Origin of the sequence: Hydrogenibacillus sp. N12, assembly GCF_019645935.1 — a bacterium.
GTDB lineage: Bacteria > Bacillota > Bacilli > Thermicanales > DSM-22653 > Hydrogenibacillus > Hydrogenibacillus schlegelii.
The window spans coordinates 303,235-324,322 of record NZ_CP080953.1; the positions used below are offsets into that span (position 1 = coordinate 303,235).

Genomic DNA, 21,088 nt, shown 5'->3' on the forward strand with positions numbered 1-21,088 from the left:
TGGCCATGACGACGCCGCTCGTCGAGATGGAGGGCATCTCGAAATCGTTCCACGGGGTCGAAGTGCTCCGCGACGTCGGCTTTACCCTGTATGCCGGTGAAGTGCACGCCCTCCTCGGAGAAAACGGCGCGGGCAAATCGACGCTGATGAAAATTCTTTCCGGGATCTACCGGAAAGATCGCGGCGTCATTCGCATCCGCGGGGCCATCCAGGAGATCGACAGCCCGCGCCGGGCGGCGGAGCTGGGAATCGCCGTCATCCACCAGGAGCTCGACCTCGTGCCGACGCTGACGGTGGCGGAAAACATTTTCCTCGGCCGGGAACCCCGTCGCCGCCGGAGGGTGGGGCTCGATCGGGGACGGATGCTCCGGGAAGCCCGCGAGATGCTGGAACTTTTGGGCATGGACCTCGATCCCGCGCTTCCGGTCGAACGGCTTTCGATGGCCGAGCAGCAGATGGTCGAAATCGCCAGGGCCCTTTTGCGGAAAAGTGAAATCCTGATCCTGGACGAACCGACCGCCGCGCTCACGGAGCGGGAAATCGACCATCTCTTCCGGGTTCTTAGGCGTCTCAAACAGAGCGGGACCGGGATGGTTTATATCTCTCACCGCATGGAAGAGATTTTCCGCCTCAGCGATCGGATCACGGTCCTTCGGGACGGGCGCGTCGTCGCGACGATGCGGACGGAGGAGGCCACGTTCGAGGCGCTGATCCGGCAGATGGTCGGTCGTCCCCTCGAGATGCGCTACCCGAAGAAGTCGGTCGCGCCGGGGCCGGAGCGGCTCGTCGTGGAACATCTGTCCGTGCCCGGAAAGCTTCACGACATCAGCTTTGCCGTTCGCCGGGGCGAGATCCTGGGCGTCGCCGGGCTCGTCGGCGCCGGCCGGAGCGAGCTGGCCCGGGCGCTGTTCGGCCTTGAGCCGGTCCGCGGGGGCACCATCCGGCTGGACGGCCGGCCGATCGTGCTCCGGCACCCGAGGGACGCCATCCGGGCGGGCATCGCCTTCGTCCCCGAAGATCGAAAGCGCCAGGGGCTCGTCCTCGACCGATCGGTGCAGGACAACGTGCTGCTCCCCACGCTTTCGAGGCTCTCGCGGTGGGGGTGGCTCGCCAGGGGGCGGGAGCGGGCCGAAGCGGAAACGATGATCGCCCGCCTCTCCATCCGCCCTCCGGACCCGGCGCGGGCCGTCCGCACGCTAAGCGGCGGCAATCAGCAGAAAGTCGTCGTCGGGAAATGGCTGTTTCAAACGCCGAAGGTCCTCATGCTCGACGAGCCGACCCGCGGCGTGGACGTCGGCGCCAAGCGGGAGATGTACGAGATCATGCATGCCCTTGCCCGCGAAGGGGTGGCGATCCTGATGATTTCATCCGACCTGCCGGAACTCCTCGGGATGAGCGATCGCATTCTCGTGCTTCACGAGGGACGGGTGAGCGGGCGTTTTACGCGGTCCGAGGCGACCCAGGAAGCGGTGATGATCGCCATGGCCGGCGGCGCTTGAGGGGGCGGCGAAGATGAAGGCGTTCATCCTGGAGCGGCTTCGGCGATCCGGGCCGCTCCTCGGGCTCATCGTCCTGTCCGTGGCTTTGGCGCTCACGACCCCGCATTTTTTGACCGTGAACAACATCCTGAACGTCCTCCGACAGGTCTCGATCAACGCCCTGATTGCCCTCGGGATGACGTTTGTCATCTTGACCGGCGGGATCGATCTCTCGGTCGGGTCGATGCTGGCGCTCTCCGGCGCTCTGGCGGCGGGGATGATCCACGGCGGGGTGCCTGCGGCCTTGGCGGTGGCGCTCGCGCTCTTCGCCGGGGCGGCGATGGGCGCGGCCAACGGCGTGCTGGTGGCCAGAGGCCGCCTGGCGCCGTTCATCGTGACGCTGGCGACGATGACCGTCTACCGGGGATTGACCCTCGTCTATACCGACGGCCGGCCGATCACGGGCCTCGGCGATGCGTTTGGCGTCATCGGTCGCGGGTATCTCTTCGACCTTCCGCTCCCGGTGCTCTGGCTGGGGCTGGGGTTTGCCGGCAGTTATCTTCTTTTGAATTCCACCGTCTTCGGCCGGCATGTCTATGCCGTCGGCGGCAACGAAGAAGCCGCGCTCCACTCGGGCGTCGCCACCGATCGGATCAAAATCTGGGTGTACACGATCAGCGGTCTCACCGCGGCCGCCGGCGGCATCATTCTCACGTCCCGGCTGAATTCGGCCCAGCCGACGGCCGGGATGGGCTATGAACTCGACGCCATCGCCGCGGTCGTCCTGGGCGGGACGAGCCTGTCCGGCGGCCGGGGGACGCTGGGGGGGACGCTCGTCGGGGCGCTCATCATCGGCGTGCTGAACAACGGCCTGAACCTGCTCAACGTCTCGTCGTTTTATCAGCAGGTGGTCAAAGGGGCGGTCATTTTGCTCGCCGTCCTGCTGGATCGATCGAAAGCGGGGCGCTGACGACCGGGCGGCGGGCGCTGATGCCGGTGCGGCCGGACCAACCGGATCGACCGCAAATCGGATCGCCCGGAAAGGGGGTGGTGTCCGCCGAGGAGAACGGGGAAGAAGCCCCGGCCGATGCACCGCCCTTCGGCGGAGGTTCGGGGATGAGGGCGAAGCGAGTGCGGCTTCGGGCCTAAAGCGCCGCGAATGGTCCTGGGGAGCGTTCTTGGAGAGAAGAAAAAAGCCGGGAAGACCCATCGAGAAACAGGGGGGAAAAGGCGATGCGTACTCAGCGGCGAATCGGGGTTTTGCTCGTCGTCAGTCTCATGTTTCTGGCGGTTCTTTCGGCTTGCGGTTCCCCCGCCAAGGAGGCGCCCCCGTCGGGCGATGCGGGGCCTTCGTCCGCCGCGGGCGGTTCTACGCCGGCGGCGGAGGCGAAAGCGAAGATCGGGTTTTCGATCTCGACGCTGAACAATCCGTTTTTCGTCAGCCTGAAAGAAGGCGCCGAAAAGGCGGCCCAAGCGGCCGGGGTGGAGCTCGTCGTCGTCGATGCCAAGGACGATCCGGCGAAACAGGTGAGCGATCTCGAAGATCTGATCCAGCAGAAGGTCGATCTCATCATCCTGAACCCGACGGACGGCGACGCCGTCGTGACGGCGGTGCAGTCGGCCAACGCGGCCGGCATTCCGGTCATCACCGTCGATCGGACGGCAAACGGCGGAGACGTCGTGGCCCATGTCGCCTCCGACAACTTCAAGGGCGGGGCCCTGGCGGCCGAATTCATCAAGCAGGCGCTGAACGGTCAGGGGAAAGTGGTCGAGCTTCAGGGCATTCCCGGCACGTCGGCCGCCCGGGATCGCGGGGAAGGCTTCCACGACGCCCTCGCCGCCGCGCCCGGCATCGAGATCGTCGCCTCGCAGCCGGCCGATTTTGACCGGGCGAAGGGCCTGCAGGTGATGGAAAATATCCTTCAGAGCCACCCGAACATCGACGCCGTCTTTGCCCATAATGACGAGATGGCCCTCGGTGCCCTGGAGGCGCTGGAGGCGGCCGGGAAAAAGGTGATCGTCGTCGGCTTTGACGCGACGGAAGACGCTCGGAAGGCGGTTGAAGCGGGGCGCCTGGCGGCGACGATCGCCCAGCGGCCGGAGGAGATGGGAAAGATCGCCGTCGAGACGGCCGTCAAGGTCTTGCACGGGGAGACGGTCGACAAGAACATTCCGGTGCCCCTCGATCTGGTCACCAAGTCATAAGCGATCTCATAAGCGGTCTCAACCGCGGCAGAGGAGGGGACCCCCTCGGGAGCGGAGGGAGTCCCCTCCTTTTTTCATGAAAAAAGATCGCTATGTTCGCTCACGCGCCCCGTCGCCGAGCGAAAAACGGTAGAACTTCGCTTCCAGGCCCGTAAGGTGCCGATATCGCGGGCCGACGTCGGCGATCAGGGCCGGCCCTTGATCTCGGTGCACGAGCGCGAGCACCGAGCCGCCAAAGCCGGCGCCCATCATCCGGGCGCCGAGGACGCCGGGCGCTTTGAGCAGAAGCTCGACGAGGGCGTCGATTTCCGGGCGGGTGACTTCAAAGAGAGATTGGAGCGACCGATGGGTTGCGGTAAGGAGCGCAGCAAAGGTGCGCAGATCACCGCTTCGGAGGGCATCCCGCGCTTTTAACACGCGGTCGTTTTCGGCGACGATGTGGTCGACGCGGCGAAGCGGAGCGCTCTCAGGCAAGAGAGGGCGAATCGCCGCCCATTCCTCTGGCCGGAGCGCTCCCAGGTGGGTGAGGGTCGGGCGGTGTCGACGGATCCACGATAAGGCCTGCTCGACTTCGTTGAGCCGATCGTTGTAGGCGGAATGGCGAAGGGACCGGCGTTTTCCGGAATCGATGACCACGAGAACATATGGTTCCGGAGAAAAGGGAATCCATTCATAAGCCAGCGTGTGGGTGTCCAGAAAGAGCGCATGATTTTGCTTGCCGTAAGAGGCGGCGAAATGGTCCATGAGGCCGCATGCGACGCCGACCGTTTCGTTTTCCGCCCTTTGCCCGATTTTCGCCCAGTGCTCTGGGCCGAGCGCCGTTTGGCCGAAGGTGTCGAAGATGAGCGCGATCAAAACCGTCAGCGACGCCGAGGAGGAAAGACCGGCGCCGACGGGAAGATCGCTGACGAGTTCGACGTTCATCCCGGGAAGGTCCGCAATCGGTCGGCCGGCGGCGCTTGCAACCTCCAACCAGGCGATGATCGCGCCGCGAACGTATTCGCCCCATCCGTCATCGCTTCGATCGACCACTCGGACCTCCCCGTGTTTGAGAGCACGGCGATCGATCTGAAGCCGCCCGGGAAATGACCGGGAGACGAACGTGATCGTCTCCCCGTTGTGGACGTTCACGACGCCCGTCGTGCCGGCGTCGATGGCCGCCGGCATGACGAGCCCTCCGGTCGTGTCGGTGTGCTCCCCGATGAGGTTGATGCGCCCCGGGGCAAAGAAAATCCGTTTCATCCGGTTTCGCTCCCCTTGGCGGCCGGTTTACGCTTTTTCGGGTTGTTCTCCCAGTTCGCGGAGAAACGCTCGGTACGCGCGTCGGAGTTCCTCCGCCGTCTCTTCCACCCGCCTGGGGTTGGCCGTCGCCCAGGCGCCGATCTCCGAGGAGGCGTAGAATTTCAACTTGTCCGCGGCGCGAAGCGGGGGATAAAATTCGATGTGAAAGTGAACATAATCATCGTACGGTTCGCCATCGACCGGTTGTTGATGCAGCACCATCATGTACGGAAAGGGCTTTTGAAATAGCCGATCAAACGCTCCGACGACCCGTCGGAGCATTTTCGCCAGCGCCCGGCGCTCTTCGGCTTTCATTTCCAAAAGCGACGGCCGGTGGGCTTTGCTGGCGATGAACACGCCGTACGGAAAGTCTGTAAAAAAGGGGATATATGCGATGAAATGTTCGTTTTCCGCAATAACTCTTTCGACAAACTCCAGCTCCGTTTCGTTGATATCGCACATGAGGCAGCGGCCGGTTTCCTGATGGTGAAACTTCATGCTCTCGAGTTCCCGGGCGATTTTTAAGGGGATGAAAGGATAGGCGTAAATTTGGCCATGGGGATGGTGAATCGTGACGCCGACTTCTTCCCCCCGGTTTTCAAAGATTAACACGTAGCGATGGTTCGGGTCCGCCCCGAGTTTTTGAAAGCGTTCCGCCCAGAGGTCGACGAGGCGGGCGAGGTGGTCGTCGTCCAGTTCCCAGAGCTTGCGGTCATGTTCGGGCGTATACAAAACGACTTCGCATTTCCCGTAGGACGGAGCCGACCGGTAAAGCCCGGTCGCCACGTCGTCCGGCGCCGGCGGATCGGGAACGAGGACGGGAAAATCGTTGTCGTAGATGAGCAGATCGTAATGATCCGGGACTTTGCCGGAGCCCGGACAAAACGGGCAGTGCTCGGCCGGCAGATGAGGGCGATGTTGTCGATGGGCCGCCACCATCACCCAGTCCCGAAGGAGCGGATTGAAGCGCAGTTCCAAGGCCGATCATCCTTTGACCGAGCCGGCCAGAAGGCCGCGGATGAAATATTTTCCGAGAACCAGATAGACGAGCAAGGTGGGGAGGGCCGCGATGAGGGCGCCGGCCATCTGAACGTTCCACTGAACGATTTGGCTTCCGGAAAGATTCTGCAGGGCGACCATCACGGGTTGGGAACGCGGGGTGGTGAGCGTGACGGCAAACAGAAACTCATTCCATATATTGGTAAACTGCCAGACGGCGACGACGACAAAGGCCGGGATCGACAGGGGCACCATCACGGAAGCGTACGTTCTGAGTAACCCTGCGCCGTCGATGCGAGCGGCTTCAAGCAGCTCGTCGGGAATGCCGGCATAAAAGTTGCGGAAAATAAGCGTCGTGATCGGAAGGCCGTACACCACGTGCACGAGGATGAGCCCGGGAATCGAGTTGTAGAGTCCGATCCGCTGCAGAAATTGGATCAGGGGAATCAGGATGCTCTGATAGGGGATGAACATGCCGAAGAGGAAAGCGGTAAACAGCGTCTCGGATCCGGGAAAGCGCCACTTCGAAAAAATATACCCGTTCAGCGATCCGAGCGCTGCGGAAAGGAGCGTCGCCGGAATGACGAGGGCGACGCTGTTCCAAAAGTGGGGGGCCAGCTTGCTCCATGCCCGGGCGTACCCTTCCAGCGAAATCGAAGAAGGGAGCTTCCACATGGCGTCCAGGGAGACTTCTGCGAACGGCTTGAGGCTCGTGACCCCCATGACGTAAACCGGCAGAAGGAACAGGCCGGCCATGAACGTCAAAAACCCGTAGATCAGCCACCGGCCGACGGGAAACGGCCGCCCATGCGAACGACGCATCAGGTGCTCTCCTTCCGCTGATGCATCAAGTAGGGGACGATGATGAGGGAGCTTACGAGGAGCATCAGGATCGCGATGGCCGCGCCGCGAGCATAAAAATTCCCGCGAAACGTTGCCTCAAACATGTAGACCCCGGGCATGTCGGTCACGAAGTTGGCCCCCGGCCCCGTCATGGCATAGATGAGGTCGAAGATTTTTAGTGAAATATGCACCATGATGACGACGATGCTGATGGTGATCGGTCGAAGGAGAGGAAGGATCACCTGCGTATACACCTGTCGTTCGGTGGCGCCGTCGATGCGGGCGGCTTCCTTGAGCTCTTCCGGGATCCCGCGGAGGCCGGCGAGGTACATCGCCATGGCAAAACCGGTCATTTGCCAGACGGCGGCGATGACGACGGCGATCAAGGCGACCGGAAGCCCGAAGGCAATGTTGCCGAGCTTGATGCCAGGAATGATCTCCGTGGAGGTATACCACTTGGGCAGAGGGGAAAGGCCGACGGCGCCGAGGAGGCGGTTGATACCGGTACTCGGGTTGAACAGCCACTGCCAGACGACGCCGGTGACGATAAAGGAAAGCGCCATCGGAAACAGAAAGACGTTGCGGAAGAACCCTTCGCCACGCAGGCGCTGATCGATCAGGACGGCCAGAATGAATCCCAGTCCGACGGTGAAGAGCAAGAAAAAGAGCGTAAAAAACAAGGTGTTGCGGAGATCGGATTGAAAGCGGTAGTCGTGAAAGAGGTCGGCGTAATTTTTTAAACCGGCAAACGAAAAATCCGGCACGAGGCCGCTCCAGTTCGACAGGCTGACGTATCCCGTCCAGGCGATAAACCCGTAGACGAAGACGGCGACGGCGAGCGCCGAGGGAAGGAGAAACAAGGCGGCCAGCCAGCGATCGGGGTGGCGCGGTTTTCGCCTTTTCTGCATGGTGCTCCTCCCGATGATCGACTGAAGGGAGAACGGTGGCGGGATCCGCCACCGTTCACCGGTCACTTCTTTTTGATCAGGGTGTCCTGAGCGGTTTGAAGGGTCCGGATCATTTGTTCTACGTCCCCGGTGGTGACGAACACGTTCACCGCTTGGTTGACCTGCGTGACGAATCCTTCCGGAGCGGCGGATCCGTGAGCCAGGCTCGGGACAAGGGTGCTCCGCTTAAAGTCTTCGATCGTCGCCTGACCGTAGACGTCAAATTTTTGCGGGTCGACGTCGATGCGCGCGGGGATGGAGCCTTTCAGGACGTTGAAGGCGGTCTGGCCTTCCACGGAACCGAGGACTTTGAGGAAGTCTTTCACCAGCTCCGGATGGTCGACGCCTTTCGGGAGACCGAAGGTGTCGGTGACGACGACGAACACGCCTTCGGTGCCCGGGGTGGGAGCCCAGCCGAAATCCTGATTGGGTTTCAGCTTGAGGTCGGTGGTGAAGTATCCTTTGACCCAGTCTCCCATGATGTTCATCGCGGCGTTGCCGCTGGCGACCAGCTGGGCAGCATCCTGCCAGTTGCGGGCCGCATGATCGTCATTCACGTACGCGAGCATCCGCTTGAACGTCTCCAGCGCTTTCCGCACGTCCGGATCGTCGAACGGCTTTTCGCCCGTCCAGAGGGCCCGGTACCCGTCGGGGCCGAGGGTGCCGAGGAGGACGTCTTCCAGGAGGTGGGCGGCCGTCCACGGCTCTTTGTCGCCGAGCGCCAGCGGGGTGATTCCCTTCTGCTTCAGCGTTTCGGCGACGGAGAAAAATTCATCGAACGTTTTCGGCGGCGTCAGGCCGTTTTCCTCAAAAATCGCCTTGTTGTACCAAAGGACGTTGCCGCGATGGATGTTGACCGGAACGGAATAAATCTTCCCGTCCTTGCTGACCAAGTCGATGAGTTCTTTCGGGAATTTGTCCATCCAGCTTTCGGATTCGTAGAGGTCGTTCAACGGTTCCATCTTGCCGGCGGCGACCCAGCTGTCGTTGAGCTCGGCGCCTCCGTGAACCTGGAACGTGCTCGGCGGATCGCCGCCCTGCATCCGGCTGGCGAGGACCGCTTTGGCGTTCGTTCCGGCGCCGCCGGCCACCGCGGCGTTGACGACGTCGACATTCGGGTACTTGGACTTAAACAGGTCAATCAGCGCGAGGAGTCCCGCTTCTTCGCCGGCGCCGGTCCACCAGCTGAAGATTTCCAGCGTTTTTTTCCCCGGCGTGGTCGACGTCTGTTCGGAAGCCGGCGGCTCTTTCTGGTCGGCCGCTTCGGATCCCGTCGACGCCGTCGGCTTTCCGCAGGCGGCCAGCGCGGTCACGATGAGGAATGCCAAAAGGCCGGAAAGCAGGCGGTAACGCTGCATCGAATCCCCCTCCCTTGGGGTTTAGAGTATTTGAGCAGCTTCTTGGCGGTTATTGTACCATGGGAGCGGTTACAGTCGCGGTCCGACCCGCTGGACGATTTTGATCTTTGTCTGGACGATCTTGGTCCCGGCGATTGCCGTTCAATCGGGCTGCGGATCCGCCGGTGCCTCCGGCGTCATCGGTCGGGACCGATACGCGGACGGCGGGTGGCCGGTGACCCGTCGGAAAACCCGGCTCATGTAATTCGGGTCGCGAAAGCCGACGGAGAGGGCAATGGTTTTCATCGGCAGGTCCGTCTCCATGAGCAGCCGTTTGGCTTCCGAGATCCTTCGGTGCGTCAAATATTCCACAAACGTCAAGCCGGTCCGCAGTTTAAAAAGGCGGCTTAAGGTAAACGGATTGACGCCGACCGCGCGGGCCACCTGGGTGAGCGAGAGCGGTTTGGCATATTGTTCTTCGATCAGAGCGACGGCGGACCGGAAGGGGTCGTTGAATTCGGACGACGGTCCGCCGGCCGGAGGGGAAAGGCGATCGGTCTTCAGAAGTTCGGCCATGCGCCGCCACTCCGCCTCCAGCCACCGAAGCCGTTTTTCTTCTTGCTTTTTGAGGAGGATCTCTTCGGCGACACGGCTAAGCACCTCGAGGATGACCTGCCTTCGGCTGGGTTTGAGGAGATAGTCCTTGACGCCGAGCTGAATGGCCTGCTGGGCGTAGGCAAACGTGTCGTAAGCCGACACGATGATGAACTGGATGTGCGGGTGGCGGGCGCGGATGTGCCGGATGGCCGTAAGCCCGTCCATGCCGGGCATTTTGACGTCGACCGTCATCAGGTCGGGCTGCAGCTGATCGGCAAGCTTGATGGCCGTGGCGCCGTCCTCCGCTTCTCCGATCACCTCGAGGGTGGGCAGTGACCGCTCGATGATCGTCCGGAGGGCCTTTCGTTCGATCGGTTCATCGTCCACGATGGCGATCCGTAGCCGCTGCATGAGCACCCCTCCCATTTCCGCTCAGGGGAAGCACCAGGATGACGGTCGTGCCGGCTTCGGGGCGGCTTTGAAGCTCCATCTTGGCCTGTCCGTCGTAAAAGAGAGCGAGCCGATCGCGGACGTTGCTCAAGCCTAAGCCGCGCCGGGACGAATCGGGCTCCATTCCCCGGCCGTTGTCCCGAATCTCGATGACCGCCGACCCGTTACGGCGGTAAAGGCGGACGTGAATTTCTCCCGGCCGTCCCAGCCCTTCGATCCCATGAAAGTAGGCGTTTTCCACAAGCGGCTGAAGGATGAGCTTCGGCACGAGGAGGTCGGTCAGGGCATCGTCGATCTCAAAAGAGAAGCTCACTTTTTCTCGCCCGAAGCGCGCCTCCAAGATTTCGGCGTAGTTCCGGATGTGATGGAGTTCATCGCGCAGGGGGACGGCCTCTTCACGGTGGTCCAGATCATAACGCAGCAAATCGGCCACGGCGGCGATGAGATCGCTCGTCCGTTCGGCCCCTTCGAGAAAGGCGGATTTGGAAAGCATGTTGAGCGTGTTAAACAAAAAGTGGGGGTTAATCTGCTGCTGCAAGATTTTGAGCTGCATGTCGCGGAGCAAGCGGTCTTTGGCAGCATTTTCCTCCATCGTTTTAAACATCAGCTGAAGTTTTTCTTTCATGTGGTTAAAAGCATGCATGAGCGTCTTCGTTTCTTCCAGTCCTTCGGGCCGGAGAGTCGGCAGGTCGAAGCGACCCTCGGCGAGGGAGGCGGCTGCGGTGGCCAGCGTCCGAATGGGTCGGGCGATCCGTTCCGCAAACAGAAGGGCGATCAGCGCGATCAAAAAGAGGAGTCCGCCGTGGAGCGTCCAGCTCATCCACCACAGCCACCGTTTTTGTTCGCTCTGCCGTTCGAAGACGTCCCGATATCGATGGAGTTCTTCGGCCATCAGCATCAACGTTTGTTCGCCGGTGAGGACAGAGATGCTTTTGACCTGTCCGTAGAGGGCCGTGTAGCGTTCTAAGTCGTCGCGCTCGAAGGCTGCGACGGTCTGCTCTGTCTTTTCAACCAGCGAATGGAGGAGGCTGACGTGATTTTTCCAGTCGATCGGATAGGGAGGGTGCGCAATCGCTTGATCCAAAGCAGCGATCCGTTCTTGCAGGAGCGCAAGATCGTCGGCCAGGCGGTCGCGGGAGCCGTTCTGTCCGCCGATCAAAAGCCTTTGCAGATCGGCCGCGACCGTTCGGGCAGCATCGGCGGTCTCGCTCAAGGTGACCAGGCGATCGAGCGTCCGGATATAGCGGCTGCTGGAGCGTTCCGCGTTAAAATAAAAAATTAAAAAATTGACGTTAATGAGCACGAAGATCAAGAGAAAGTAAAACAGCAGGTGGGTGTACAGATGATTGAGCCATTCCTTTCGATCGGTGCGGAAGACAGCCCCGCTTTTTTGGTGCATGCTTCGTCCCTCGCTTAAATCTTGCGCTAAACTTACGCGGAAATCAATTTGAAAACGAAGTTATGTTGCAGGATTAAAGTTTTCGGCGTGAAAATTCCGCCGCTTAATTCCGGCGCGGAAGCTGTCGGTGCCGGAGAATATGGGTGTCCGTCAGATTGAGAGGGGCAACCGGCTGTCCGGACAGCGTTTTTACCATCAGGCGGATGCTGTATTCTCCGATCAATTCAGGATTCTGGACAACGATCGCCTGGATGGTCCCGGAATGAAGGGCCGCCACCGTCTCCGGCAGATCATCGAACGCGACGACGGCAACGCGGCCCGCGCGACCGTGGCGCCTAAGCGCGTCGACGATCCCCGGGCCGTCCAGGGCGCTCGTGCCGAAGAAAGCATTCAAGTCCGGGTATTTTTGTAGCATTTGGCTGGCTTTCTCGGCGGCAAAGAGCCGGCTGAGATCGGAGGCTTCGATCGCAAGCACGTGCATTTCTGGATAGGCATGGATTTCATCTAAAAATCCTTGGACCCGTTCGGCAAAGCTGCTCGTATCCAATCGCCCGGTGATAATCCCGATTCGGGCGCGCCCGCCGGTCAGGCGTACGAGCTCTCGGGCCGCCTGCCGCCCGGCATAGTAATTGTACGTGCCGACGAAGGCGATTCGCCGGCTGGCCGGCGCATCGGTGTCGATCGTAATGACCGGAATGCCGGCAGCGACGGCCCGGTCGATGACCGGCGCGTAACGCTGGGGATCGAGCCCCGGTGTCAGAATGCCGTCGACCCGGACGAAAGTCCCCCATTCGATGAGTTTCTGAGGCGCTTCCGGATCGGGGGTGGACGGCGCCCGATAATCGAGATAGACGTCCGCCGCTTGAGCGGCCCGCCTGGCCCCCGTAAGAATCCGCTGCCAGTAAGGATTGTCCGCCTCCTGGCCGATCAGAAGTAGATGATATCGCTGGCCGCGATAGGCGTCGGTGTCGAGTGGTTGATCGTCGATGGGCAGGCGGTATGCTCGGTAGCCGAAATAGGCGCTTAAAGCGAGGGTCAAAATGAGCAAGGCGATCATCGCGATCGCCGCTCGGCGGCCTGCCGTCGACTCGATGCCGAGAAAAGCTCGAAACATGCGCCATCCTCCTCATTCTATCGGAGACCATTGTATCACGATCCCTACAATCGATCTCGAACAAGAAAATGTAAAATTTTAGTGATGCCCAAATGTCCGAACATCCGACGGTGATCGGGTAAAAACCCGTCATGCTTCAGACAGAGTGCCACGTTTTGTCCTCCTCGGTGTGGTATGATAACAAAGGGAACGAAAGTAACAGATTGAACGAAAATAACGACGGAAGATTTCCCAGAAGACTATTACGCCTGGGCGCTTGAAACGCCCGTTCGATCCGGCCGTGTCCCTCCGCGGGAAAGAAAACGCCCACAAAACGCGTTCTTGAGGACGGTTAGAACACATCCGACCGCGTCACGGTCGGCGATCACCGTGTCAACGTTGCCGCGCCGGGGGAATTGGGCACAGGACAGACCCTCCTGTTCCCGTTTGACGAAGGGCAGACGAAGCACCTTCAAGACATCGGCGTTGAGGCGACCTACCAATTTAAACCATTCCGGGCCAGACGTTAGCGGTGGCCGAAACGTCGTGGTTCTTTACGAGAGGCCGCCGGGAAAGCCCACCCTTTCAAGGGTCATTTTTCTAATGGTTGTGCTATGATACAGACATGAACGGGAAACGGTGGAAGCGATCAAAAACGGTAGGGTACAACATCGGTTATCACCTCATATGGTGCCCCAAGTACCGCCGCAAGGTCTTGGTGGGTGAAGTGGCTGAACGGCTAAAAGAGTTGTTGTTCGAGAAGGCCGGAAAGATCGAAGTGGAGATTACACCACAACTTGAGACTTTAACCGGTGGAGTGCGCGAGGGGCGGATCATCCGGCGCGTCTTTTGGCCGTGAAAGCCAGGGGGAAGGGGCGCGACTCATGGACCGCCGGGAGAGAAAGGTTTCCGGGACGCTGGAGCGACGAGTGACGCGACGGTGGAACCCAACCGGCTCGCGTGACCGGGGAAGGCTTGAGACTATTTTCCGGCACTGGAAGGCCCTACAGAGACCGGCCGTGGGCCGTGGGTCAAACAGGTGCTGCGGGCGTTGGCCCGAGCGGAGCAAGGGTTGTGGTGAAGAGAACCGGTGCCGGTGAGGTTTTTGCCTACCGAACGTTGACACACACGCACGAGCCAGGGCGGGTGAGGGAGATCTTAAGATCTTAAGGATGTGATAAAATAAGGCCAGCGCAAAAGGCGGTGCTTTAGGGTGCGCTTCTGGCCCCAACTTAGGATCAAAAGTACAGGAGAGACACCTCATGGTCCGCGTTGACGTCAGGCCCGATCTGATTCGCTGGGCGATCAAAAGATCTCAAAAGCGGGAAGAACTTTATCGAAAGTTCCGTAACCTTTCCGAATGGGAACGAGGAACCGTACGGCCTACGCTGCGTCAGCTGGAAGAATTTGCGAAGGCCACGGCGACGCCTTTCGGTTATTTTTTTCTTCCTGAACCGCCGGAAGAAGTATTGCCGATTCCGTTTTTCCGGACCGTGGAGAGGGAAAGGGTTCAAAAGCCGAGCCCCGATCTGCTGGAGACGATCTATACCCTTGAACGTCGCCAGGAATGGATGCACGAGTACCTGATCGAGAAGGGATACGAACCGCTTCCCTTCGTCGGGTCCGCCGTGCTTTCCGATGATCCGGTTGAAACGGCCCGTGAGATGAGGCGCGTTCTCGATCTTAACGAGGGATGGGCATCCCGGCATCGCACCTGGACCGGTGCCCTTCGTGCCCTTCAAGATGCGGCCGAAAACGCGGGCATCGTCGTGTCCGTAAACAGCGTCGTGGGGACGAACAATTTCCGGCGGCTGGATCCGGAAGAATTTCGCGGTTTTGTCCTGATCGACGAATACGTTCCCTTCATCTTCGTGAACGGTGCCGATGCAAAGGCTGCCCAGATGTTTACCCTGGCTCACGAGCTTGCGCACATCTGGATCGGCAAGAGTGCCGTTTTCGACCTGCGCGACCTCGAACCTGCGGATGATCCTGTTGAAAGGCAGTGCAACCGGATTGCCGCGGAGTTCCTTGTACCGTCGGAGGAACTTAAGAGTTACTGGCCCGAGGCTCGACAGGAGAAATCTCCGCTTCAGGCGGTGGCGCGAAAGTTTAAGGTCAGTGAGATTGTAGCGGCGCGTAGGGCGCTCGATCTCGGCTTGATCGACAGGGAAACGTTTTTCCGGTTTTACCGCGACTCTCTCGGACGGGAAAGGCGGGCGAAGAGGGAAGAGGACGGGGGGCAATACTACTACACCCAGATCCGGCGGCTGGGGAGGCGATTTGTGGAAACCGTTGTTCGTGCGGCGCGCGCAGGAGACCTTCTGTATCACGAGGCTTTTCGGTTGACGGGAATATACGGCGACACATTCGAAAAGCTTGCCGCCAGGGTTTCGGGTGAACGCTTATGAGCGCGCCCCTCTTTCTTTTGGACACCAGCGTCTTCACCCAGGCAGCCCGATCCTACTACGCTTTCGACATTGCCCCGTCCTTTTGGAAAGCCATTTTGACGCATGCCGGAAAAGGGAAGATCATCAGTATCGATCGAGTTAAAGACGAAATCGATCGAGGAAACGACCAGTTAAAGCGGTGGTTGAACGATCATTTCACGCCATTCATCCAATCAACGCAAACGGCAGATATTGTTCATCATTACGGAGAAATCATCCGGTGGGCAAGCGGCCAGCCTCAGTACAGAAGAGCCGCGATAAACGAATTTGCGGCCGCGAACAATGCCGATGCATGGGTGGTGGCATTTGCGAAGGCGAGAAATCTTATCGTGGTTACTCAGGAAGCATCGTCACTCCAATCAAAAAAATCTATCAAAATTCCGGATGTATGTCGGGCTCATCAGATCAAATCCATCGACACGTTTGAACTCATGCGGCGTCTGAATATTAAGATCTGAAAACCGGACGGCAGCACAAACGTCCTCCTGCAAACTTACGGCCTGTGGCGCCTCACGAAAGGGGCGTATATTTGCGATGAGGCGCTGGTCGGCGAACTTATCGACATGCCGATCGACCGCCTGCCCGTGGAACTCATCGCACGCCTTCCGGAACCGGCGACGCTGGTCCTGCTTCTGCCGGGAAGCGTCATATACAAGGGGCAATCCGTCGTCGCTTTCTTTCGTTTCTGGATTGGGATCTCCGGGAAAATCACAATGAGGTCGGATATCTGTTTTTCCACGACGACGGAACGCCTTTCCCGGTTCAGATCGACCTGGACACCGAAACCCTGGACGAGGCGATCGAAAAACGTTCGCCCGTTCGGCGGTAATGTCCCCGGAAGGAATTGATGCCGCAGACGTCAAAAAGGATTATAGCACGCTGATTGCCGCCCTCCTCATCCTGCTGCTTTTTCTTGCTCAGGACAAACCCGACCTGTCCGAGACATCGCTGCAGCCGGAACCGAGACAAATCAAGCGCTCCGGTCGCACATTCGAACCGGTGGAACCGAAGGTAATCCTCGCGGGCTGGCGATGGGGGAGCGCGATCCGGCGGGTTCACGTGGTACGGACTGTGGGAGCGTCCGGGGAGGTCGACTCCGACTCCGGCCGGCGTTTTCGGTCATTTCACACATCCGCCGGGCTCACTGGCATCTCTACTGGACCGGCTGAGGCGCGCGCAAGGACCCGACCCGGTCAAGGCGGTGTCGAAACTCCGCTGGGTGTCGGTGACGCTGGTCGGGCGGCGGGCGCTGAAAGGCAAGGCGGAAGCGTCGGTCACGGTGCTTGCGGTTAAGTTAGCTGAACAGGCTGAACAGAAAGGATGAACGCGTATGGCCAAACATTTTAGAAAAGCCGGTGTAAGTGCAAGAAAGATGGCCGAAAAGCGGACGTTGATCCTGTATGGAATCATACTTATCTATCTCGTTGTTGGCGTACTTCTTATACGTATGTTTCCGAATTCCACCGTTATAGGAGCCTTCGGTATTGGCCTTATCATATCGGTTTTTGTGGTTCTTCTTGGAAATGAAAAAGATAACCCTGACAAAATGATCGACCGGGCCCTCCAGGGAGCCGAAGGAGAACAACGTGTTGAGAAGATCCTTTCCTCGCTTCCGGACACCTACGTCGTGTTCCATGATTTGCCGTGCCCGGCGGGGAACATTGATCATATCGTTGTGGGACCTACCGGCATTTTTGTGATTGAGACGAAAAGCCATCGAGGGGAGATCACGGTTTCCTCAGACGGGAATCTGCTACGAGATGGCAGACCGCTTGAGAAAAATGTGGTGAGCCAGGTTTGGCGGCAAACGATGTGGCTCAAAGAAACCCTGGAATCGCGACTTGGCCATTCGGTTTTCATTCATCCGTTCCTGGTGTTTGTCAATGGTTTTGTGCGGGTGTATCGCCCTGTGCAGGGGGTAACCGTCCTGCCGGGCAAGTGGCTGGTTGAAACCATCACAAAAAAACCGAGCAGGTTAACTGAGCAGCAGGTAAGTGAAATTGAACAGTCGCTTCGTGCGTTATAGCACGCCGCGGGAAGACCCGCCTCCTTCAGAGGGCGGGATGAAAGCGGCGCTTGAACGTTTGTGCGAATTTCGGTATCCTCGGCTTAAAGGAGGTGAAAAGCATGGCCTGGAGTTCCGCCTCCCATCCCGATCGGCTGCTGCTCACCCGGCAGTTTCCGATCGGACCCGACCGCCGGCCGGAGTTCGAACCGATCATGCAGGCGGCCAACCGGATCTGGAATTCGTGCGTCTGGCATTCGCGGGAGATCCGGGAAAAAGAAAACCGGTGGCCGAACGAAGGGGAGCTGAAAGCGAAGTTCAAGTTCTTCAAGGTCTGGAAGGAACTCCACTCCCAGTCGGCTCAGGCGGTCGTGGAAGAGTACTTTGAGGCCGTCTCCGGCTACCGGAAGCACCGGGAAAACGGTCACGATGAAATGCGTCCGCCGGATTTCAAACCGAAGAAACACCTTCGGACCGTGACCTGGAAAAAGCAGGGCTTTGACGTCCGACCGGACGGCCTTGGGCTGAAGCGATCGCGGGGAAAAGATCCCGTTTCGGTTCCGCTGCCTGCGGGATGGAACGTCATCGTCCTGCCGGACGGACGGAGCGTGACCGGCACCCCGGTCGAGGTCAAGGTGAAGGCGATCGTCCGTCGCCGGAAGGTGGAAAACCTGATCCTCCACGTGACCTTCGATCTCGGGGTCATGCCGGTCCGCCCTGAGGCGGGTCCCGTTGCGGCGTACGACTACAACGCGGCCATGCTTGCCCGGGCGACCTCCGCCGGTGTGCTGGATCTTTTCGTCGGCCGCGAACTCCTGGCCCAGATTCAGTACCGCAACAAGGTGCTGGCGGAATTTCAGGCGAAGCTGACCCGCCTCAGGGAAGGATCGCGGCGCTGGCGCCGGCTTCAGGCGGCCAAAGCCCGGGTCCTGGAGAAGCTCGATCGCAGAATTCGGCACATGGAGCACGCCCTGACGAAAGCGCTGGCCGAACTCGACCTCAAAGAAGGCATCGCCACCGCTGTCCTCGGCGATCTGACCGGCCTTCGCCGCTCCGCCGGAACCGGGATGAAGGGGAAGAAGGCCAATCAGAAGATCAACCAGTTTGCCTATGATCGTCTCGGCTCCCAGCAGGGGTACAAAAACCTCATGCGCGGGATTCGGACGATCTTTCTTCCCGAAAAGTACACGTCATCGACCTGTTACGCCTGCGGACGGCGGGACCCGTCGTCGAGAAGACATCGTGGGCACTGGAAGTGCAGGCGATGTGGCTTCTCTTTGCAGGCGGATCTGAACGGCGCCGGGAATTTGCTCAAGTTCCGGCTTGCCGAAAACGTCGTCGGCGTACCCGGTCCGGTGTCTTTCCACACGATCCGGCACTGGCGCTGGGATAAGCGCTACAACCGGTACGTACACGTATCGTCAAGGGCCGGGGCATAAGCCCGGCACCTGACGTAGTCGGGACTTCGGTGACGGTCCCCTCCGGAGGCGTGAAGCCTTCGGTGTAACCCGGCAGGACATCCTGCCGCCAGGAAGCCCTGCCCCTTCAGGGGGAGGGAGAAAGTCACTGGACGAATGATGTTCGCGCTGTCTTTGAAAAGCTTCGCACGGCATCGATCCACCTGGAAGCGTTTCAGCGACAGGTTGAGAAGGATTCCCGGCAGTATAGTTTCGCTGCCGAGTAAAGGGCGAGATGGGGTTGTCATCAAACATCGTCACGGAAAGGACCGCACAGTCTCTTTGTTTTTCAGCTAAACAAACTCGAGGCGAAAGAAGGGCTTCTCCGTATGGCGAAGCGGTATGGGGGGAAGGAAAGGGTGGCGGTGACCCGGCGAAAGTTTATCTTAGCGATCGCTTTTTTTGTTCTTTTAATCCTTATTCTTCCTCTGTCTTTTATCTTAATATCGGCCCGGGCTTCGCAGCGGGTGACCGTAAAGCAGGTTGAAGTTACTCTTCCGAATATGCCGCCGGAGCTTGACGGTCTGACCATCGCTCACCTCAGCGATCTCCACTATGGTTTCGGGTTGTACACGAACATCCGGGCCGTAGAAGACGTAACGGCGCTTGTTCGCGCCCTTAATGCAGAATTGATCGTCTTTACCGGAGATCTGCTCGATCACACGGCCGATCCGCAGCTGAGCGAAACTTCCATTTTAAAGGGCCTTCACGCTCCTCTGGGGGTCTATGCCGTCTTGGGCAATCTGGGACTTTAACACTACCTGGGACTTTAACGCGTCGGACGAAGGGGAGAATGGGCCGCCGGGCCCCTAGGCGAAGGCGCATCGAGGGCGGTCTCCGGACGAGGGCGCCGGCGTTCGGGAGAGGGCGTCCGGTCGATCGAGCGCGGTGGGCTCCGGTGGAAAGGGCAAATCGCGCACGGATGGAGAGAAAAGCGCAAGGAAGGCGAACGAAGAACGGGAAAAGAAAGGGGGGTCCCTTTGCGGCGGATCGGAATCATCGGCGGGATGAGCCGGGAATCGACGCTGGAGCATTACCGCCTCATCAACGAGGGGGGTCAAGCGGCGCCTCGGCGGGCTTCATTCGGCGGATCGCTTGCTGCATTCGCTCGATTTTGCGCCGATCGAGGCGATGCAGCACGCCGGGGAATGGGAGGCGCTCGGGGAGGTGCTGGCCGTTTCGGCCCGCCGCCTGGGGGCGCCGGGGCGACGGCCTTCCTTCTGGCGACGAAAACGATGCGCAAAGTGGCTTCCGCGATCGAGGCGGCGGTCCGCCTCCCGCTCCTTCACATCGCCGATGCGACGGGGGAGCGGATCCGGGCGGCAGGCCGCCGCACCGTGGAGCTTCTCGGCACGCGCTTTACGATGGAAGAGCCCTTTTACCGGCGCCGCCTGGAGGAGCGCTTCGGCCTCACCGTCCTCGTGCCCGGGCCCGAGGAGCGGGCGGAGGTGCATCGGGTGATCGAGGTGCATCGGGTGATCTATGAGGAGCTGTGCCCGGGAGAGATTTGCCGGCCGTCGAAGGCGGCGTATCTGGACATCATCGACGGGCTCGTCGCGCAAGGGGCGGAAGGGATCATCTTCGGTGGCACCGAAATCGGGCTCCTGCTGAAGGCCGACGAGGTGCGGCGGCCGGTGTTCGAGACGACGGTGATCCACGCGGAGGCGGCGGTCGAGGGGCCCCTCGGGGGCGGGGGATACGGGGCAGACGGTTTGAAACGGTCAGGCGAGGTGTTCGGAAGGCGGGCGGGCCGATTCTCGGCGCCGCTTTTTAACCGTTGCTTAACATTCGCTGTGGTAATAAAGAGAAGGGACCGTGCATGAACGATGAAGCATTGGCGGTTCGGGGGCTCGATGCCATGCGCCTTCTTCTCGTGGAGGATGAAGCAGACTTTGCGCAGGCGCTTGCTCGAAGGCTTTCGCGGGAAGGATTTGCCGTCGATATCGTCCACGACGGCGAAGCGGCTTTAGAGCTGGCGGACGTACATGCCTATGACCTGGTGCTTCTCGATCTCAACCTTCCCAAGATTGACGGACTTGACGTTTGCCGGGCGCTCCGGGCAAAACGGCCGGAGCTTTTTATCATCATGCTGACGGCGCGCGATGGGCTCCAGGATAAGATCGCCGGGCTGGAAGAAGGCGCCGATGACTACATCGTCAAACCCTTTCATTTCGCCGAACTTCTCGCCCGCATTCACGCCGTTCTCCGGCGCGATCCGCGCGCTCGCACGCCGGTTTTGACCGTCGGAACGCTGCGCCTCGATCCGCTGCGGCGCCTCGCCTGGCGGGGAGATGAGCGGCTGTCGTTGACGAAGAAAGAATTCGCCATCTTGGAATATCTCATGCGGCGTCCCGGCGAAGTCGTCACGCAGGAAGATCTGCTGGAACACGTCTGGGATGCATCGGCGAATCCGTTCACCGCCAGCGTTCGCGTACACATCCATGCGCTTCGGCGAAAGCTCGGCGACAGCGCCGATGCGCCGCGGTACATCGAAACTGTCCCCGGCGGGTATCGGTTGCGCACGGACGAATCCGAATCGAGGAGGTGAAG

General features: G+C 60.1%; 19 protein-coding genes. 11 read left to right on the forward strand and 8 right to left on the reverse strand.

Annotation, left to right across the window (positions count from 1 at the left end; genetic code table 11):
- Positions 1-5 precede the first annotated feature (5 nt).
- The 3 genes from K2M58_RS01445 (at position 6) to rbsB (ending at position 3,683) form a co-directional block, all read left to right on the forward strand.
- Positions 6-1,499: a sugar ABC transporter ATP-binding protein gene (locus K2M58_RS01445; protein ID WP_066200585.1), complete on the forward strand. Its 1,494-nt coding sequence runs from the start codon at positions 6-8 to the stop codon at positions 1,497-1,499.
- A 13-nt stretch (positions 1,500-1,512) separates the two neighbouring features.
- The gene (rbsC, locus tag K2M58_RS01450) at positions 1,513-2,448 is read left to right on the forward strand and encodes an ABC transporter permease subunit (RefSeq protein WP_066200588.1); all 936 of its coding nucleotides are present in this window, start codon (positions 1,513-1,515) and stop codon (positions 2,446-2,448) included.
- Positions 2,449-2,711: 263 nt separating this feature from the next.
- Complete coding sequence (rbsB, locus tag K2M58_RS01455) at positions 2,712-3,683, forward strand: ribose ABC transporter substrate-binding protein RbsB (protein ID WP_220677981.1); 972 nt, start codon at positions 2,712-2,714, stop codon at positions 3,681-3,683.
- A 90-nt stretch (positions 3,684-3,773) separates the two neighbouring features.
- On the opposite strand, the gene galK is transcribed toward rbsB, so the two are convergent.
- The 8 genes from galK to K2M58_RS01495 all read right to left on the reverse strand — a co-directional run bounded on the left by galK (position 3,774) and on the right by K2M58_RS01495 (position 12,650).
- Positions 3,774-4,925, reverse strand: a complete 1,152-nt coding sequence (gene galK / locus K2M58_RS01460; protein ID WP_220677982.1) for a galactokinase — start codon at positions 4,923-4,925, stop codon at positions 3,774-3,776.
- A 27-nt stretch (positions 4,926-4,952) separates the two neighbouring features.
- Positions 4,953-5,942: a galactose-1-phosphate uridylyltransferase gene (gene galT, locus K2M58_RS01465; RefSeq protein ID WP_220677983.1), complete on the reverse strand. Its 990-nt coding sequence runs from the start codon at positions 5,940-5,942 to the stop codon at positions 4,953-4,955.
- A gap of 6 nt (positions 5,943-5,948) precedes the next feature.
- Positions 5,949-6,719 (reverse strand): carbohydrate ABC transporter permease, encoded by a 771-nt coding sequence (locus K2M58_RS01470; RefSeq protein WP_252393565.1) that lies wholly within the window; start codon positions 6,717-6,719, stop codon positions 5,949-5,951.
- Between the two features lie 65 nt (positions 6,720-6,784).
- Entirely contained in the window at positions 6,785-7,714 is a 930-nt protein-coding gene (locus tag K2M58_RS01475; protein WP_220677985.1) for a carbohydrate ABC transporter permease, read from the reverse strand.
- A 62-nt stretch (positions 7,715-7,776) separates the two neighbouring features.
- Positions 7,777-9,111, reverse strand: coding sequence for an ABC transporter substrate-binding protein (locus K2M58_RS01480; protein WP_220677986.1), 1,335 nt, complete (start codon positions 9,109-9,111; stop codon positions 7,777-7,779).
- Between the two features lie 141 nt (positions 9,112-9,252).
- Positions 9,253-10,098: a response regulator gene (locus K2M58_RS01485; RefSeq protein ID WP_220677987.1), complete on the reverse strand. Its 846-nt coding sequence runs from the start codon at positions 10,096-10,098 to the stop codon at positions 9,253-9,255.
- Positions 10,064-11,536 carry a sensor histidine kinase gene (locus tag K2M58_RS01490; RefSeq protein WP_220677988.1) on the reverse strand — a complete coding sequence of 491 codons (1,473 nt, stop codon included), beginning with the start codon at positions 11,534-11,536 and terminating at the stop codon, positions 10,064-10,066. Before K2M58_RS01490 ends, K2M58_RS01485 begins: the two co-directional genes overlap by 35 nt.
- 103 nt (positions 11,537-11,639) lie before the next feature.
- Entirely contained in the window at positions 11,640-12,650 is a 1,011-nt protein-coding gene (locus K2M58_RS01495) for a substrate-binding domain-containing protein (protein ID WP_220677989.1), read from the reverse strand.
- A 604-nt stretch (positions 12,651-13,254) separates the two neighbouring features.
- On the opposite strand from K2M58_RS01495, the gene K2M58_RS12795 reads away from it, so the two are divergent.
- From K2M58_RS12795 to K2M58_RS01535, 8 genes are all read left to right on the forward strand, one after another.
- Positions 13,255-13,488 carry a transposase gene (locus K2M58_RS12795; protein WP_220677990.1) on the forward strand — a complete coding sequence of 78 codons (234 nt, stop codon included), beginning with the start codon at positions 13,255-13,257 and terminating at the stop codon, positions 13,486-13,488.
- 403 nt (positions 13,489-13,891) lie between these two features.
- On the forward strand, positions 13,892-15,037 hold the full coding sequence (locus K2M58_RS01505; protein ID WP_220677991.1) for an ImmA/IrrE family metallo-endopeptidase: 1,146 nt from the start codon (positions 13,892-13,894) through the stop codon (positions 15,035-15,037).
- A complete protein-coding gene (locus K2M58_RS01510; RefSeq protein WP_220677992.1) occupies positions 15,034-15,534 on the forward strand; it encodes a DUF4411 family protein in 501 nt (166 codons plus the stop codon). The genes K2M58_RS01505 and K2M58_RS01510 overlap by 4 nt, the downstream gene beginning before the upstream one ends.
- Positions 15,535-16,406: 872 nt before the next feature.
- On the forward strand, positions 16,407-17,102 hold the full coding sequence (locus K2M58_RS01515) for a nuclease-related domain-containing protein (protein WP_220677993.1): 696 nt from the start codon (positions 16,407-16,409) through the stop codon (positions 17,100-17,102).
- Between the two features lie 101 nt (positions 17,103-17,203).
- Positions 17,204-18,520 (forward strand): RNA-guided endonuclease InsQ/TnpB family protein, encoded by a 1,317-nt coding sequence (locus K2M58_RS01520; RefSeq protein WP_220677994.1) that lies wholly within the window; start codon positions 17,204-17,206, stop codon positions 18,518-18,520.
- A gap of 347 nt (positions 18,521-18,867) precedes the next feature.
- A complete protein-coding gene (locus K2M58_RS01525) occupies positions 18,868-19,293 on the forward strand; it encodes a metallophosphoesterase (protein ID WP_220677995.1) in 426 nt (141 codons plus the stop codon).
- A gap of 252 nt (positions 19,294-19,545) precedes the next feature.
- Positions 19,546-20,361, forward strand: a complete 816-nt coding sequence (locus tag K2M58_RS01530) for an aspartate/glutamate racemase family protein (protein WP_252393566.1) — start codon at positions 19,546-19,548, stop codon at positions 20,359-20,361.
- A 35-nt stretch (positions 20,362-20,396) separates the two neighbouring features.
- Entirely contained in the window at positions 20,397-21,086 is a 690-nt protein-coding gene (locus K2M58_RS01535; protein ID WP_066200631.1) for a response regulator transcription factor, read from the forward strand.
- Positions 21,087-21,088 lie beyond the last annotated feature (2 nt).

Bases quoted from the DNA above. Each gene is read 5' to 3' on its own strand.
- K2M58_RS01475 (WP_220677985.1), bottom strand. From the start codon at position 7,714: ATGCAGAAAAGGCGAAAACCGCGCCACCCCGATCGCTGGCTGGCCGCC.
- K2M58_RS01480 (WP_220677986.1), bottom strand. From the start codon at position 9,111: ATGCAGCGTTACCGCCTGCTTTCCGGCCTTTTGGCATTCCTCATCGTG.
- rbsB (WP_220677981.1), top strand. From the start codon at position 2,712: ATGCGTACTCAGCGGCGAATCGGGGTTTTGCTCGTCGTCAGTCTCATG.
- K2M58_RS01535 (WP_066200631.1), top strand. From the start codon at position 20,397: ATGCGCCTTCTTCTCGTGGAGGATGAAGCAGACTTTGCGCAGGCGCTT.
- K2M58_RS01470 (WP_252393565.1), bottom strand. From the start codon at position 6,719: ATGGCCGGCCTGTTCCTTCTGCCGGTTTACGTCATGGGGGTCACGAGC.
- K2M58_RS01510 (WP_220677992.1), top strand. From the start codon at position 15,034: ATGAGCGCGCCCCTCTTTCTTTTGGACACCAGCGTCTTCACCCAGGCA.
- rbsC (WP_066200588.1), top strand. From the start codon at position 1,513: ATGAAGGCGTTCATCCTGGAGCGGCTTCGGCGATCCGGGCCGCTCCTC.
- K2M58_RS12795 (WP_220677990.1), top strand. From the start codon at position 13,255: ATGAACGGGAAACGGTGGAAGCGATCAAAAACGGTAGGGTACAACATC.
- galK (WP_220677982.1), bottom strand. From the start codon at position 4,925: ATGAAACGGATTTTCTTTGCCCCGGGGCGCATCAACCTCATCGGGGAG.
- K2M58_RS01515 (WP_220677993.1), top strand. From the start codon at position 16,407: ATGGCCAAACATTTTAGAAAAGCCGGTGTAAGTGCAAGAAAGATGGCC.
- K2M58_RS01445 (WP_066200585.1), top strand. From the start codon at position 6: ATGACGACGCCGCTCGTCGAGATGGAGGGCATCTCGAAATCGTTCCAC.
- K2M58_RS01520 (WP_220677994.1), top strand. From the start codon at position 17,204: ATGGCCTGGAGTTCCGCCTCCCATCCCGATCGGCTGCTGCTCACCCGG.
- K2M58_RS01485 (WP_220677987.1), bottom strand. From the start codon at position 10,098: ATGCAGCGGCTACGGATCGCCATCGTGGACGATGAACCGATCGAACGA.
- K2M58_RS01530 (WP_252393566.1), top strand. From the start codon at position 19,546: ATGAGCCGGGAATCGACGCTGGAGCATTACCGCCTCATCAACGAGGGG.
- K2M58_RS01525 (WP_220677995.1), top strand. From the start codon at position 18,868: ATGGCGAAGCGGTATGGGGGGAAGGAAAGGGTGGCGGTGACCCGGCGA.
- K2M58_RS01495 (WP_220677989.1), bottom strand. From the start codon at position 12,650: ATGTTTCGAGCTTTTCTCGGCATCGAGTCGACGGCAGGCCGCCGAGCG.
- K2M58_RS01490 (WP_220677988.1), bottom strand. From the start codon at position 11,536: ATGCACCAAAAAAGCGGGGCTGTCTTCCGCACCGATCGAAAGGAATGG.
- K2M58_RS01505 (WP_220677991.1), top strand. From the start codon at position 13,892: ATGGTCCGCGTTGACGTCAGGCCCGATCTGATTCGCTGGGCGATCAAA.